This window comes from Candidatus Kuenenia stuttgartiensis, assembly GCF_900232105.1.
Classification (GTDB): Bacteria; Planctomycetota; Brocadiia; order Brocadiales; family Brocadiaceae; genus Kuenenia; species Kuenenia stuttgartiensis_A.
Genome location: NZ_LT934425.1, coordinates 203,814 through 218,075, shown reverse-complemented (window position 1 = coordinate 218,075; position 14,262 = coordinate 203,814). Strand labels below are relative to the sequence as shown.

Genomic DNA, 14,262 nt, shown 5'->3' with positions numbered 1-14,262 from the left:
AGGTGAGAGATACGGGTATTGGGATTGAGGATGATGAAAAAGACAAAATATTTTCGGCATTTTACCGGTCAAACAGCACAAAAGATAAAGATTCCAACGGCGCCGGAATCGGGATTGCACTTACACGCAGACTGGTTGAATTACATGGAGGAATGGTAGGTGTAGAAAGCAATGTTGACAATGGGAGCATATTTTGGCTTACATTCCCTGAGAATGAATGCATAAAAGAAAGAACAGCATCAGGAACTCAGCGTTTTATGCGGTCTAATCCCTCCCTTATAGATTTATTATTTGACTAAAACTATTGCGATAAAAAGTATTTAATTCCCTATGCAAAAAACATTAATTCAATGTTATAATACTTTCATAAGTTTACGGAGTGGCGATACTATCGCCATTTCCTCTTTATTACATAAGTATTATTTTATTACATAAAGGAGGTGTTTTATGGAAGGAAATCCAAAGGTTATTGTGGTTTTAAACGAGTTGTTAATGGCTGAAATTACAGCGATTAACCAATATTTTGTGCATGCCAAGATGTGTGAAAACTGGGGATATAAACGCCTGTATGAATTTAATGAGAAAAATTCCATAGAAGAGATGAAGCATGCGGAAAAACTCATTGAACGCTTGTTGTATTTAGAAGGCATACCAAAAATGGATCTTGGTAAAATTACTGTAGGAAAGGTTGTTAAGGAGCAACTGGAGAATGATTACGCTTTGGAAAAAATTGCAATTCAGAGACTCCAAAAATCAATCACCTTGTGCGCTGAGGTTGGAGACGCCGGTTCCAGGGAGTTGCTTGAACATATTTTGACCGATGAAGAAAAACACGCAAATGATTTGGAGGAACACTTGCAGCAAATTAAGGATATGGGGATTGAAAATTATTTGTCTGTTCAGGTAATAAAAAAAGATGAGTAGTGTAAAGAAATAGCGGAAGATGCGCTCGTTTAGAAAACGCTCGTTACCAGGCAGGAATTCCTGAACGAGCGTTTTCGCCTTTCCAAAAGACTAAAGTGTCACAAAATAGATGCTACTTTGCCAAATTTTCAAACATTGCCCGCAGCAATTCGCCGACACTCCAGGCCTGTGATATACATCCGCGCGGCGTGTGGGGATAATCTCCGTCAAAAATCTCCGAAATAGAACCAATTCCGGCATCGTAAATATGATTACACAATGGTTGTAGTAATTCAACCATCATTCTTTTTGTATGAATATTGTTGCCGTATATTTTAAAAAATGCATCAAGATATGGCCCTATCAGCCATGCCCATACGGTACCCTGATGGTATGCCCTATCCCTCTCATAAACATTTCCTCGATAAACACCAATGTAATCTTTATCGGCGGGGGAAAGACTCCTCAATCCATAAGGTGTTAATAAATGTTTTTTTATGATCTCAAAAACAGCCTGTTGTTTTCTGAAGGGTAATGACACGAATGGCAGACTTATGGCAAATATCTGATTCGGGCGGATTGAAGAGTTTTTCATTCCGCCGTCAACATAATCGTAAAGATAGCCGCCTTCTTCGAACCAAAACAGTTCATTGAATGAATTGCCTGCCTTTACAGATAACGCAGAATATTCACGGTAATCATTTTCTAAATCCATGATTTCCGCAAAAAAAGAGATAATCCTCAATGCATTATGCCAAAGGGCATTGACCTCAACCGCCTTGCCCATCCGGGGGGTCACCACCCAATCACCCACTTTTGCGTCCATCCATGTCAGTTGAATGCCTTCTTCACCGGCATAGATTAAACCGTCGCTCTCCATGTGAATATTATAGCGGGCGCCTTTACGGTAATAGGAGACGATTTCGTGTAAAACCGGATACAGCTTATTCTGAATTGTTAGTATATCTTTAGAATAGAGATAATACTTATACACCGCATGTATGTACCACAAAGACGCATCCACTGTATTGTATTCCGGCAATTCTCCGTAGTCGGGAAAACGATTAGGAATCATGCCTTTATTGACATGGCCGGCATACGTAAGCAATATTTCTTTTGCCGTATCATATTTCCCCTGAACAAGGGTTAAGCCTGGAAGCGAAATCATCGTATCCCTTCCCCAATCAGCAAACCAATGGTATCCGGCAATAATACTTTTCCTGCAATTCCCCCTCTTTACAATAAAAGTGTCTGATGTGGAGAGTAAGCAGTTCAGAATGTCAGAATTCCCGGTGTTTTCGTCTCCTGTTCCTGGAAAAACAAAGGGGAAAATTATTTGATTTCTTTGGATATTGTTGTTCAACGCATTTCTGCGTCCTGTTTCCTTTTCATAGAGTTCATTAATATCTATGCAATCATAGTTTTCCGTTGATGCGACAACATAATAGATTGCATCGTTTTGTATTGGACTGAAGTTGATAGCAAAAGGGCTGAAATGATCCTCATAGGCCTCCATTCCCCGTTCAATCTCCTTAGGATATTTCATATTTTTATACCAAAAACAATTTGAGTCGATTGATGTTGCATTAAAAAAAACATACAGAGATGAGAGTTCCTTGTATGGCGTTAAACAAACCCCATTGCGCAGATTTGTATAACCGGTATTCAAACAGGGATTCTCATGAGTCAGACTGTGATAATCACGAAAAGCAATCATAAAACGAATTGATAAAACAGGGGGGGGAAGCATTTCATTCTCCCGATGTATCTGATACATAATCACGGTGGTATTTTGACCATACACCATAAAAACCGTTTTTTTAATCAGCATTCCTTCTACAGAATACTCCCATACAGGAAACGGATCTGATTGGAATTGAACGAGATGTTTGTATCCTTCCGGGAAGATCGTATTAGGATAAATGTTCGTGGACAAAGGATATTCCCGCCCATCAACAAAGAGCGCTTCTTCTAATTTGGACAGCATTAACATTCTTCCCAGGGGCGGCTTTGTTGCCGCCATAAGCAACCCATGATAACGTCTTGTATTGGCGCCAATAATTGTAGATGAGGCATAGCCACCAATCCCGTTTGCCTCCAGCCATTCTTTTTCTAAAGAAAGAGAAACCGTTTGACAGATATTCTTTTTAAAAACGATAGTCATATAAATAAGTGCTGTTTACGATTAAAATATAAATTATGCCGGGTTTTTAAAAGACAAAAAATCCAACGGCATTTATTTTTACCCACCCCTCAATCTCCTCCCAGGAGGGGACTTATCAAATTCCTCTCCTGGGAGGGGCAGGGGGTGGGTTTATGCATTGCTTAACTAAAAATATTGAAATTCCTATACATCAAATACAGTGGAAGCAAATTGTACATGTTTTTCACTGCATAAAGCTATAGCTTTTTATTCGCAAAATGATAAATTGTAGGGGCGAAGCATTTGCCGGCATAGGGAACAAAGACGTAAAAAGTTGTCTGTATATGCGCCGGCACCGTTCCACTGAACGAGTATACTGTACGCAGGCAAATGCTTCGCCCCATGCTTTTTCTAAAAAAATAAATTTTTGCCAAAAAAGGAGTGTGATTATGTCAAACGGAATTGGAAAAGAGTTTATGCACATGACAAAATATCAGTATTTAGCGGCATCGGATCAGATGAAAGGGATACAACAGCCGCCTTTGGAGCTTCCTTATGACCGGTCAAAATCGATTATAGCTTTACCGAAACCGGAGGATATTGTTGTAAAAAATGCTGATGTACGAAGAGTGATAGAATCAAGAACAAGTATACGTAATTATTCTAAAAAACCATTAACCCTTGAAGAATTATCTTACCTGCTGTGGTGCACTCAGGATGTAAAAGAAGTAATACCCGGGACTGCAACGTATCGAAACGTGCCGTCAGCGGGGGCGCGGCATTCTTTGGAAACGTATTTATTGATAAATAACATAACGGGTTTGTTGCCAGGCGTATACAGATTTCTTGCATCTAAACATAAGCTGATGGAGGTAAATTTACAACCGGATATTGCTGATAAAATTACAGAAGCGTGTTTGGGGCAGAATATAATAAAACTATGCGATGTTGTTTTCATTTGGTCTGCGGTAGCTTACCGTATGAAATGGCGATATGGAGAACGCGGATACAGATATATGCATCTGGATGCAGGACACGTCTGCCAGAATTTGTATTTAAGCGCAGAATCAATTGATTGCGGGGCATGCGCAATTGCGGCGTTTTCTGATGATAATATAAACGATTTACTCTCTCTCGATGGCGATGAGGAATTTGTAATATATTTGGCAGCCGCAGGTAAAAAATAACACCAGTATACACTCGTTCCCAAGCTCCGGCTTCACATGGAAGCGAGAAGAAAAAACGTTAAATCAGCCGCAAATAATTTGCATATGCAAATTATTTGCCTTGCATAATAGTTAATTTGTGATATACTTCCACAAGTATTCACTATGAATACCTTTTAAATTTTGTGAAAGAGCGGTGGCATAATGGGTGCAAAAGAAATTAAGGAACTTCGTGAAAAGCTGGGTGCAACCCAGTCCGAGTTTGCAAAGGCATTGGGAATCAGCTTTTCAACAGTGAGCAGGTGGGAAAGCGGCATTTCACAGCCTGACGATACACAGGAAGAACAGCTCATTGCGCTGAAGCAATTGGTTGATAATAAAGACGTAGATCAGAAAAAAATCCGGAAGATGCTGGGATTGATGGGCATAGGCGGCGTTATAGCCACGGCAGTAATCGCAGGGTTTGTCATAACGAATCCATGGGGGGCGGCAATAACTTCACTCATAAAAAAATCCTCAAACACCGGAAAAATATTGGACCTTTTCAAAAAGAATAAAAAACCGAAATAAAAACAATAATTTGCCACGCATATTGTAGGGGCGAAGCATTTGCTATAAATTGTCACAAATGCGTTCATACCCAAACAGCAAATGCTTCGCCCCTGCTTTTTAAAGAAAATAGAGACTGTATTTCCACATGCTACCTTAAACACCAACAACCACAAATAGGAAACCAAATTATGTCATGGCTGAATATTCAGGGAAATAGGTACCATTGCCTGAAATGTTCCGAAATTGTTAAGGTCGAATACGAGGGTGGCGCTTGCCTAACTCAAATCGGAGATAATCGGATATACGAACAAACAGCGCTGACAAAAAGATACGGCCAACCAACTGCAAATCCCAATACTGAAGGCTACTACTTGCATAATGAAATCATTTGCGAGCCGTGTTTTAAGAAACGTTACATGAAAGGAGGGCAATATGATGTTGCCATGAATATGGAAGCCCTTTGCAATCGGCTTTCGGGAATTAAGGATAAATATGCAGAGAACGTTGGAAGGGCAACCGAATCAGCATTCAATAATTGGCTAGAGAATATTTTGCATGGCAATCTTTGTGAAATAAACACATCGGCCTTTGATAAAACAATCGGCTTGAAAATATTCAAATTGCGCAATAAGCGCAAGGACTTAGTAGGACAATTTGTCTCCAGCGCCAAAGATTCAATAATCGCCTCTATCCTTAATCAGATTAACAGTGATCCATGCCTTCGGGATGCGACAAGACAGTATGCATCCGAAGCGCAGCCAATTGTTGACAGCATAAGAAAATTACTGACCAATCTTAAAGGAAAATTCTTTCATAAAGGGGAAATCTTTAGGGTGCACCGGATAAACCTGCCTGAAAACCTGAATGACTACGTCCTGTATGAAATGACAACAAGGACTCCTGCCACATCAACGCCGGACATAACCGTTTTTTATCAGACAAACATGCGTAAGAAAGATATTACAGAATTTCTGAATTCGTGCGATTCTTCAAATCAGGTTGAAATGGATGAGGACAAATTGATAGGAAAATTAAAAAAAAGACTGGAAGCTCTCGCTTCAATTTAGCAAGAATTATTTGGCTCAAAATGGGACTCCAAATATATTGATAACATACTGAAAAGTACAAGCTGACATGGACCCATTCTCTTTTCCATTCGAAGCTGGAGCTTCTCAAACAATCCCGTTCCCAAGCCGGAGCTTGGTAACGAGCGTTTTTTTCATAGAACTAAAGTGTTACAAAAAAATAGAATTAGTTAATGGAATGATGCAGGATGGAAGGCTCTCTATGACTGTTTATGAGATTGCTTCGGAAAAAGCCCTCGCAATGACAAGCCGAAAAAGACCCTTGCAATGACAAGCGGATACCCTTGTGTTGACAAAATAAGCCACCAGTCATCATGTTTCATTTGCAACATCCAGAAACGATGAAAATGGTTTTATAACCATATCGTGTTGTAGTATCTGTACTTAAGCTATTTTTTGTAGTCTTACTTTCGAGTCGGAAACGTCTGGCATTTATGTTTCTGTACCGGTTCAAATTTATAGGGCCATCCAAAAAGTGTTAGCTTGTCATTGCAGGAGGCTCAGCTTGTTATTGCAGGAGCACTACAGGGGTCTCAGCTTGTCATTGCGAGGGCTTTTTCCGAAGCAATCTCATAATGCCAGATTCAATCAAGGTAATTGTAATGGATAAATTATACTCCGTTTACATAATGACGAATAAAAATAATACCGTACTCTACACAGGGGTTACGAATAATCTTAAAAGAAGAGTATATGAGCATAGAGAGAAAAGGGTCGAGGGGTTTACAAAAAAGTATAATGTTACAAAACTTGTCATCGCAAGGGTCTCAGCTTGTCATTGCGAGGGTTTTTTCCGAAGCAATCAGTATACTACGAGATACTTCGTGACGTAAAAAACGCCATATCGCAGGAGAAGCAAATTAAGGGTGGCTCAAGGGCTAAAAAAATAGATGAAATTAACAGAAAAGAAATTATCGTGAGAATAAACGATTCGATAAATGACTGGAAAGATGTTGTGTTTGCCAAAGATTCTGATACTATATCCCCAAAAAATAAGCTGGACAAGGATTCGCTGATTATGAATATTACCTTTTTTCACCAGCTTTGCAGAGGTATGGGGGAGTTCGACCGGAAATGTCTTGAGGACTTAAAGAAGAATATTCATAACACTTTAGTCTTTTGAAAAACGTAAGAGCGAGAGACGAAGCACGAAGGATGTCCGTAATTCATCGTCCATCGTCCATCGCCCTACATCATGCAGGAGGATGCGGACATAAAAAAGCGCAAGGCTGTTGAATGTTTTGGAGGCAAGATCATTTGATTCCGGTTTGGGGAGTAAGGGTATGGGAAGTGTGGGGGCGGTTATCATTGTTTTTTTCAAAGGAGGAGTTGATGGGCAACGATAAAGATGGTTCTTCCGTGGTAGGCGTAATGGCTTCAACGGGCACCGGTGCTGTAGCTGGTGCAGGCGGCGCTGTAACGGCGGTTGCCGTAGGTGGTGTTTCCGGGCTTGGGGCAACTGGAATTACTTCCGGCCTGGCCGCAGTTGGTACCGTGGTCGGTGGGGGTATGGCGGCTGGACTTGCAGTTGTAGCCGCTGCGCCAATTGCTGCTGCTGGCGCTGGCTATGGTGTTTATAAACTCGTTAAATGGCTTCGGAGGAAAAGAAATTAATCGGTGGCGAAAAATGTATCTTTCCATAATTACTATAGGATTTGTGCGGTAGGTTTTTTCTTAGAAAGGAGATTTTGAAATGAGCAAAGATGGTGAATTGCAGGTGGCTATTCCGGATGGGTATTCGGATGAAAGTTTTTGGGAAAAGGTTAAAAAATTTGCAAAAGTTGCAGGCAAGGAGGTAATCGAAAAAAGCTTGTGGCTATACTATGCTGCCCAGCGACCGGAAACGCCCCTGTGGGCAAAGACTGTTATTTACGGCGCACTGGCATATTTTATATGTCCGGTGGACGCGATACCCGACGTGATACCGGTTGTCGGCTTTGCAGATGACCTGGGCGCTTTGGCGGCTGCGCTTGCAACAGTGGCTGTATACATCAATGATGAAGTAAAGACTAAGACTTCGGTGAAATTGAAAAATTGGTTTGGAGTAGAGGCATCTGCGGAAAAGATATAACCATATTTGGGCGTGTAGCTATTCCGGCTAGGCGATATAGGGATCGCCCAGCCTATACAAATTAAACATATAGGAGGCAGTGGTTCATATGGATCTCAAACAGCGCGATGGTGATTTGGTAGGCGTTTTGCAAAAACTAAACGAGGAAGAGAAAAATGAAATAGCGAAGGCTTTGAAGTATGATAGTATTGAGGAGTTGAAAAATAAATATGGTGTGATAAGGGATGACCTTGCCCTTGAACAAGAGATACGATATGCCGGCAGCGATTGGATAACAGACGGAGTTTTCAGCGATGATTGGGCCACATACGGAAAAATCGTTCGTAGGGTAGCAAAGTCTGTTAAGGCTAAATATACAGACAATACAACGGCTGAAGATTTAGAACAAAGGATATTGAGAATCATCGTAGACAAGGCATGGGAAAAGATGGACGAGGGCAAGAGGCGGGAATACGAGAAAACAGTATGTGAATTCGAAGACCAAATGCGTGCCGAAGACCCTGAGAAATTGAAAGAGTTGCTGGAATATCTCAATGTTAACAGTATGCGCGGTATGGCGCCTGGCGTATTATTGTCGGCTGGGATGGCATTTAGCTTTGGCGGTTTTTTGTCGTACCAAATATTGGTAATTGTTATGGCTGCTATAGGCAGAACGCTAGGGATTAAGATTGCTATGAATGCAGTGACGAAGAGCGCGGCGCTCTTCATTCCAGGGCTGAACATTGTGATGGGAGTCTGGATGGCGTGGGATGTTATGCGGATAATCAGTGGACCTGCCATGCGCAAGATAGTACCCGTAGTGCCTTTGCTGTGTATGGCGAGGATTAGGCAGAGGGCGGAAGGCTAGGCATGGGTAGGCGGAACCCAAAGGCTTATTAAATGCCACGAACGGTAGATGTGTAAAACTTGAATTTCTACGGAAAGGAATAATTATGGTATCGGATAAATTGAAAAATGCAGTGGAAAATAAGGTGCTGGAAACGGTGGTAGTGAAGGCAGGGGAAGTAGCAGGGACAGTCATTGGTGGTCAAGTAGGACTAAGCAAACCAGGGGGCAAATTGGGCGGAATGGTTGGGAGAAGAACGATGAAACACGCGAAAAAACTTTTTTCCGACAAAAAGGCTGAAGCCCCGCCATCCGACTGCAGTGCCGAACAAGACCCGTCAATGCATGGTTTTATAGACAAGCATAAGGGCAAAATAGATAAGGTTAAGGACATGGCAAGTGATGCATTGACCAACCCGGAAATTATGGAAAAGTACAAAGAACTATTAAAAGGCACAAGCCTGGAATCTTTGAAAAAGGCTATTGAAGACATAACCACCGGCACTTTTGTGGTAACGGAAGTATTTGTTAACGAAATTATCAAAAATTATGCACCCGATCTCAGCGTCACATTCAATGATGGGCACTTCGTATTAAACACACCGTATCCCGTTAAACCCGAGCTTGCCTATGATTCCTGCGACTTTACCGGGAATACGAGGTCTGTTAGCATAAAAATGTTAAACCTTTCCTTTATTCCCGGCTTCTTATTAAACACCGATTTTCACAGGCATGAAAACCATCATAAAAACACCCTAATCATGCCGTCCAGACAATTTCACCTAAATCCTGCAAACAAGGCAAAGCCTTGTTGCAGGAATAGGATTGAAATGGTAGGATTTCCAAGGTATTCGGCGGTATATTGATAACAAAAAACACCTGAAAGGAGATTCACCATTTCGATGAAGAATATAGCAAAAAAATACAGCAAAAGACAACCGAAAATCAAGGCAGAGATGAGCGGGAAAGGCTTAACGGTACATGCAGGGCTTTTACCGGTATTGAATTTTATGGGTAAGCTGATGTTCCGGGAGAGAGTCCATGAAGCGGTCCATAAGGATCGTGGAGCAAATGCCCGGTATCAGTTTGTCGATGCGGTACAAATGGTAGTGATAGGGTTGATAGCAGGGGCGACATCGATGGTAGAGGTGATGAAGGTGTGTACAGATGAGGTATTGAAGAAGATGTCCGGGTGGAAAGAGGTACCTGTAGATACTACGATAGGACGTATTATGAAGCTGGCGAGTCAGGGAGATATAGTGGAACTGACGGGGGTGATCCACCGGTTTAGGGGAAAGATATGGAAGCGTGCGGTGAGATCAGGCCATAAACTCAGGAGTGCTCTTTGCGAAGTATGGATAGATGTTGATTCTACCGTAGATGGTGTATATGGGAAACAGGAGGGTGCAGAGGTAGGATATAATCCGCACAAGATGCTAAGCCCCACAATAAATGAACCTGGAATTCTCAGATTAAGTGGAATTAATATATTGAGGTAAAACGGATTTTAGCAGATAGACAGCATCTGGGAAAGAGGAGTTGGAATCTACCATGACGATGTCGATGGTATTAAAGTTTTTTTTACAACGGAAACACCTGGCGAGGTTCGTATTTGGGTTGGTGGCGGAATTAAATTCAGAACAGAGAGGGCAGGGGAAGCGGAAATAGCCTTCGGAGTATTTATGAGGTATGGAGAGGACATCAGCGATGAGTCGATCGATGGGGATATCGTTTCGTAATGAGCGCAAGAGTTGAGGGGAAAAGAGACGGGCCATGGTAGACCTCCTTAAAAAGATTGAATTTCAGCAAGAGCCTGATGGAAGATATCCTGGGTAATTTTCTGTGATTGTCTGATGGAAGCGTTAATCAGGCAGGCGGTGGAAATGGCGTTGATTTGCCTTGGGATGCCGGCGGAGAACTCATGGATCAGGTCTTTGACGTCTGAGTCAAAGATTTTATCGGATGCGCCGGAAGATTTCAGATGGAAGTCTATGTATGCAGCGGTTTGAGTTTTAGTAAGGGGATGAATGTGGTAATGTACCGAGATGCGTTGTGCGAAGTCGGCATGGATGTCTCTTTTGAGGATATATTTGAGGTGTTCCTGTCCCGAGAGGATGATTTTGAGATGAGTGGAAGAATCAAGCGGAGAGCTGACAAGGAGTCTGAGGTCTGTGATGGCGTCGGTTTTCAGGAGATGAGCCTCGTCGATAACGATAATGGGAGTGAGATTTGAGCGCAAGGATTTATCCATAATTTGGAGGAAGAGCCGGTCTTTGGTGTGTTTTGGTATTTCACCGAGCTGGGAGACGATTAAGGAGAGAAGGCTGGATGATTTTAGGTGGGTAAAATGGAGGTAGATGGGGAGAAACAGGTTTTGGGGGATTTGTGAGAGGAAGAGTTTGAGGAGTGTGGATTTTCCGACTCCCGTCTGTCCGTAGAGGACGGCGATAGAGCCTGAGTGTAAGAGGTATTGGAGTCGTGCAAGCCCCTGGGTAAAGCGTTCGTCTTTCATGATAAGGCTGGTGTTGATTCTTTCAGAGAACGGCTGAGTAGTCATGGAAAAATGAGAAGTAAACATGGTTAAGAGACCTCCTTTTTCGAGTAAGCGATTTGTAATTCACGAATGATATAGGGTAAGGTTTTCACGGAGGCATTTTGGAATGCCTCCGTGAGCAATGATTCGTTGAGAGCGGGGATACGGTTGTAGCATTTTTTAAGCGATTCGAGTTCATGAGAGCTGAAGGCGGAGAGAGAGCCTTTGTGTCCCATGAGGAGTGCGAGTTTCTGGACGAATGCCATGAATGGCCAGGGTCGTTCGGAGATGATTTGGTGGTAATCAATGCCTTTGGCCTGAGCCTGGAGAATGGATTTGTGTTTCTGAGTGATAAGGTCGAGGTAATTATGTTTTGGTTTTGAAGGTGAGGCGGCTGGAGTTTCAGCGCCCTGGTCGCGCAGGTAGAGATTTCCCGAGCCGAGGTATTCACCGTTTGCGGAATAGATCAAGACCTTTTTGAGATCGCCGTATGGGTCGTAACGGACTTCTACTTTATCGCCTCTGAGTTTGGGGTCAACACGGTAAAAGCGGTTATCAATGCGGACATCGGCAAAGGTTCTGTCAACGGTTCTGGGGATGCGTTTCATGAAGAAGGCAAGAGCGGCGTCCATATCGACGTGTCGGATGACGGTAAGCCCCTCGTCGTAGCGTTGTTTTGGAGATTGATTGGTTTCGGAGTGGATTCTTGCGTGATAGACAACGGCAAGGTAAGCGGAGAAGGCCTGGTTAATGGCATCAAGGGTGATAATGTCGCCGGAGCGGACTTCCGACTCGAACTGTGTCTGGCTGGTGCCGAAGAAACGTTCGACCAGTCCGCCGGGAGCAGGGTCGCGTGGTGGTCTGTGGATGAGTTTAATGCCGAGGTTGTAACAGGCAGAGCGCAGGGCGTCAGAGTGGTAGACCTTGGCATTGTCGAGGTAGAGTTCTTTGGGCGAGCCGTGGATAGTCCAGGCCCTGATGAGAGAATCGATAAGGATATCGAGGGTTTGTTTGAGATAATACCGTTCTTCGACCACATAACGGCTGTAGCAGTCGATAAAGAGACAGAGGTTTGTGGGAAGCGCCTCGCCGTCAACGAGCACGAAAGGGCCTTCCTGGAAGTCGCCAATCCAGAGGTCGTGGGTATGCTCACGGCTAAGAGCGTATACGCACCTTTTGCTGTGAGACGCCGAGTTTGAGCCGGGTCGCCCCTGCGAGTCTGAGATGGCGGTAGAGGGTGGATTTGGGGATCGTTTTCCCATAGTATTTCTCAAGAAAGCGGTTGAGGCAATCGTCGCTGCGGCGTGGTTGTTCTTTTTTGAGTTCAACGGCTTTGTCGATAATTTCACGAGAAAACCTTCTGGATGCGCCACGGTCGCTCCTCGCCTTTCTTGCAAGAGATTGAAATCCATCTTTGCGGTAGCGGTTGAGTTTTCTCCTGAGGGTAGAGATAGTGGGTCTTTTCCGCTTTCCGTTGGGGAATACGACCTCCTGAAGGCAGAGTTTTTTCAGAAAAAGGTTGGTCTGCTCCTTCTCAATCTCACCGAAGATGACAGGATGCAGAAGATTGCACCAGAATAAAGCCCATTTTTCGTCTTTCGATTTCATAATTCACCTCCTTTTTTAAGTGTGGAGGTGATTGTAACTCAAGACCAGCCGCTTTTTGTTGCCAGTTCGGGGAAAAATGAATGCCCAAAAATTCGGTGATATTCCGGCTCGGCGCTGAACAATTGAATCGATTGATCGAGGGAGGTTTTTCGTTGTTTGCTTTTATACTTTCCGTGGTAAATGGGAAACATTTGGCGAAAAACCGGAGAGTTGGGGTCGGCCTGCCTGATGAGGTCAAAGGCGTTGCGGAGTGTGTATTTCAGTGAGCCAAAGAAACGCAGCCACCTCCAAACGGTTGACCAGGCAAGCATGCGGTTGTCTATTTCCTGTGTTCGGGTAGTATATCCGATGGCAGAGGAGACACTCCGGTAGGTTTCTGTATCATCTTTGACATAAGCCTGACTGAAGGAGAGACAGTGATCCTTTACGTACCGCTTGTAAGGGAGCGCATACTCAGGATAGGAAGTAAACGTCTTCTTGCACAAGGAACATTTCCAACGTCCCAGGAAAGATTCTATCGTATGAACAAGGGAGTCGATAATAACGTGAAACAACCGATATCTGCATTCATGAAGGGTGAAATTGACATGGGTACTCTTGCACTTTGGACAAAAGCATGGCTTCTGTTTTGTCGCAATAAGCTTTTCATGCTTGTGGATTTTTTCTATAATATTCACGCACTGCCTCCTTTGTATAGGGGGGAAATGGGCAGGAGGATGAAGTTTCCCAACGTTCGGTCCTCCTGCCCTGAGTTTTTTATGTTCCGGAAAAATCTTACAAAACTTGTCCTCGTGAAAACGGGGAACTGGGAAGTAAACCGCCGTTAGGAAGTTTGGAAGTGGTTTTAACCCCTTCCAAACTATTTAATGAGGCTTTACTCCGCCTTACGGACGGAACTTCTTTCTAACGGGGTAAACGATGTATTTTTCTTAACGTGAACAAAAAATCAAGTGAAATACTTACGCAGGATAAAAAAAATGCGGGGTAGCTGGGTAAGATTTTTCAAATCATTTGCTGGGTATTAGACTCAAATATTCTGAGACTAATTGGGCATTTTTGGAGCATTTATTCTAAGACGTAGCAGTAATGCTTGCGTACATGATAATTCGAAGGCTGCGCAGAGCGTGGAAGAATTTTGACTTGACGGTAGAGGAAGGTCTCGCACAATTGACGACCATTTGTTCGATGGAAGTAACAATCAAAGGCCAAAAAGCTAGTTGCCAGAAGATCCCGCGTCCGCGGCAACAATCACATGAATTATTAGAGGCATTACAGATAAAGTTGCCAGAAGTATTGCCAAGCCGGAACATACGGGTAGTCACTAGAAAAAAGCTTGCTGTTCGGCGTAAAAGTCAATAAATATAAGGCTTTTACGG

General features: G+C 43.1%; 20 protein-coding genes and 1 pseudogene. 15 read left to right on the top strand and 6 right to left on the bottom strand.

The annotated features are described in order from the left end of the window. Positions 1–2 precede the first annotated feature (2 nt). Both KSMBR1_RS01145 and bfr read left to right on the top strand, forming a co-directional pair. Positions 3–299, top strand: coding sequence for a sensor histidine kinase (locus KSMBR1_RS01145; protein WP_157775627.1), 297 nt, complete (start codon positions 3–5; stop codon positions 297–299). A gap of 148 nt (positions 300–447) precedes the next feature. Next, on the top strand, positions 448–924 hold the full coding sequence (bfr, locus tag KSMBR1_RS01140) for a bacterioferritin (RefSeq protein ID WP_099323672.1): 477 nt from the start codon (positions 448–450) through the stop codon (positions 922–924). Positions 925–1,036: 112 nt separating this feature from the next. Here the strand turns inward: bfr and KSMBR1_RS01135 are convergent, their stop codons facing one another. Beyond that, entirely contained in the window at positions 1,037–3,067 is a 2,031-nt protein-coding gene (locus KSMBR1_RS01135) for an amylo-alpha-1,6-glucosidase (RefSeq protein WP_099323671.1), read from the bottom strand. Positions 3,068–3,495: 428 nt separating this feature from the next. Here KSMBR1_RS01135 and KSMBR1_RS01130 point away from each other — a divergent pair, with 428 nt between their 5' ends. From KSMBR1_RS01130 to KSMBR1_RS01120, 3 genes are all read left to right on the top strand, one after another. Beyond that, positions 3,496–4,233: a SagB/ThcOx family dehydrogenase gene (locus KSMBR1_RS01130; protein ID WP_099326935.1), complete on the top strand. Its 738-nt coding sequence runs from the start codon at positions 3,496–3,498 to the stop codon at positions 4,231–4,233. A gap of 183 nt (positions 4,234–4,416) precedes the next feature. Beyond that, positions 4,417–4,782, top strand: a complete 366-nt coding sequence (locus tag KSMBR1_RS01125; protein ID WP_099323670.1) for a helix-turn-helix domain-containing protein — start codon at positions 4,417–4,419, stop codon at positions 4,780–4,782. Positions 4,783–4,952: 170 nt separating this feature from the next. Further along, entirely contained in the window at positions 4,953–5,831 is an 879-nt protein-coding gene (locus tag KSMBR1_RS01120; RefSeq protein WP_099323669.1) for a hypothetical protein, read from the top strand. A 218-nt stretch (positions 5,832–6,049) separates the two neighbouring features. Here KSMBR1_RS01120 and KSMBR1_RS22590 read toward each other — a convergent pair whose 3' ends face one another. Then, the gene (locus KSMBR1_RS22590) at positions 6,050–6,172 is read right to left on the bottom strand and encodes a hypothetical protein (protein ID WP_261341076.1); all 123 of its coding nucleotides are present in this window, start codon (positions 6,170–6,172) and stop codon (positions 6,050–6,052) included. A 252-nt stretch (positions 6,173–6,424) separates the two neighbouring features. Here KSMBR1_RS22590 and KSMBR1_RS21735 point away from each other — a divergent pair, with 252 nt between their 5' ends. Further along, positions 6,425–6,682 (top strand): GIY-YIG nuclease family protein, encoded by a 258-nt coding sequence (locus KSMBR1_RS21735; protein WP_315850544.1) that lies wholly within the window; start codon positions 6,425–6,427, stop codon positions 6,680–6,682. Continuing rightward, a complete protein-coding gene (locus tag KSMBR1_RS01110; protein WP_197705299.1) occupies positions 6,622–6,972 on the top strand; it encodes a GIY-YIG nuclease family protein in 351 nt (116 codons plus the stop codon). Before KSMBR1_RS21735 ends, KSMBR1_RS01110 begins: the two co-directional genes overlap by 61 nt. Here KSMBR1_RS01110 and KSMBR1_RS20585 read toward each other — a convergent pair. Next, positions 6,961–7,158, bottom strand: coding sequence for a hypothetical protein (locus KSMBR1_RS20585; RefSeq protein WP_157775624.1), 198 nt, complete (start codon positions 7,156–7,158; stop codon positions 6,961–6,963). The genes KSMBR1_RS01110 and KSMBR1_RS20585 overlap by 12 nt on opposite strands. Before the next feature lie 23 nt (positions 7,159–7,181). Here KSMBR1_RS20585 and KSMBR1_RS01105 point away from each other — a divergent pair, with 23 nt between their 5' ends. The 5 genes and pseudogenes from KSMBR1_RS01105 to KSMBR1_RS01085 all read left to right on the top strand — a co-directional run. Further along, complete coding sequence (locus KSMBR1_RS01105; RefSeq protein WP_169703973.1) at positions 7,182–7,463, top strand: hypothetical protein; 282 nt, start codon at positions 7,182–7,184, stop codon at positions 7,461–7,463. 79 nt (positions 7,464–7,542) lie between these two features. Then, positions 7,543–7,920, top strand: a complete 378-nt coding sequence (locus tag KSMBR1_RS01100) for a YkvA family protein (RefSeq protein ID WP_099323667.1) — start codon at positions 7,543–7,545, stop codon at positions 7,918–7,920. Positions 7,921–8,008: 88 nt separating this feature from the next. Further along, positions 8,009–8,767: a YaaW family protein gene (locus KSMBR1_RS01095; protein WP_099323666.1), complete on the top strand. Its 759-nt coding sequence runs from the start codon at positions 8,009–8,011 to the stop codon at positions 8,765–8,767. Positions 8,768–8,852: 85 nt separating this feature from the next. Then, positions 8,853–9,611, top strand: coding sequence for a hypothetical protein (locus KSMBR1_RS01090; protein WP_099323665.1), 759 nt, complete (start codon positions 8,853–8,855; stop codon positions 9,609–9,611). Between the two features lie 36 nt (positions 9,612–9,647). Next, positions 9,648–10,178: pseudogene (locus KSMBR1_RS01085) on the top strand (transposase); the annotation flags it as partial. Between the two features lie 353 nt (positions 10,179–10,531). Here KSMBR1_RS01085 and KSMBR1_RS01075 read toward each other — a convergent pair. Next, on the bottom strand, positions 10,532–11,323 hold the full coding sequence (locus tag KSMBR1_RS01075) for an ExeA family protein (RefSeq protein WP_099323525.1): 792 nt from the start codon (positions 11,321–11,323) through the stop codon (positions 10,532–10,534). A 2-nt stretch (positions 11,324–11,325) separates the two neighbouring features. Beyond that, positions 11,326–12,381, bottom strand: a complete 1,056-nt coding sequence (locus KSMBR1_RS01070) for a Mu transposase C-terminal domain-containing protein (RefSeq protein ID WP_230408029.1) — start codon at positions 12,379–12,381, stop codon at positions 11,326–11,328. Positions 12,382–12,502: 121 nt separating this feature from the next. Here KSMBR1_RS01070 and KSMBR1_RS21455 point away from each other — a divergent pair, with 121 nt between their 5' ends. Continuing rightward, positions 12,503–12,859 carry a hypothetical protein gene (locus tag KSMBR1_RS21455; protein ID WP_172953461.1) on the top strand — a complete coding sequence of 119 codons (357 nt, stop codon included), beginning with the start codon at positions 12,503–12,505 and terminating at the stop codon, positions 12,857–12,859. Between the two features lie 65 nt (positions 12,860–12,924). Here KSMBR1_RS21455 and KSMBR1_RS20575 read toward each other — a convergent pair whose 3' ends face one another. Then, positions 12,925–13,197: a hypothetical protein gene (locus tag KSMBR1_RS20575; protein ID WP_131493604.1), complete on the bottom strand. Its 273-nt coding sequence runs from the start codon at positions 13,195–13,197 to the stop codon at positions 12,925–12,927. 105 nt (positions 13,198–13,302) lie between these two features. Between KSMBR1_RS20575 and KSMBR1_RS01060 the strand changes: the two genes are divergently transcribed. Beyond that, complete coding sequence (locus KSMBR1_RS01060) at positions 13,303–13,713, top strand: hypothetical protein (protein WP_099323529.1); 411 nt, start codon at positions 13,303–13,305, stop codon at positions 13,711–13,713. Positions 13,714–13,972: 259 nt separating this feature from the next. Beyond that, positions 13,973–14,245, top strand: a complete 273-nt coding sequence (locus KSMBR1_RS01055; protein WP_099323662.1) for a hypothetical protein — start codon at positions 13,973–13,975, stop codon at positions 14,243–14,245. Positions 14,246–14,262 lie beyond the last annotated feature (17 nt).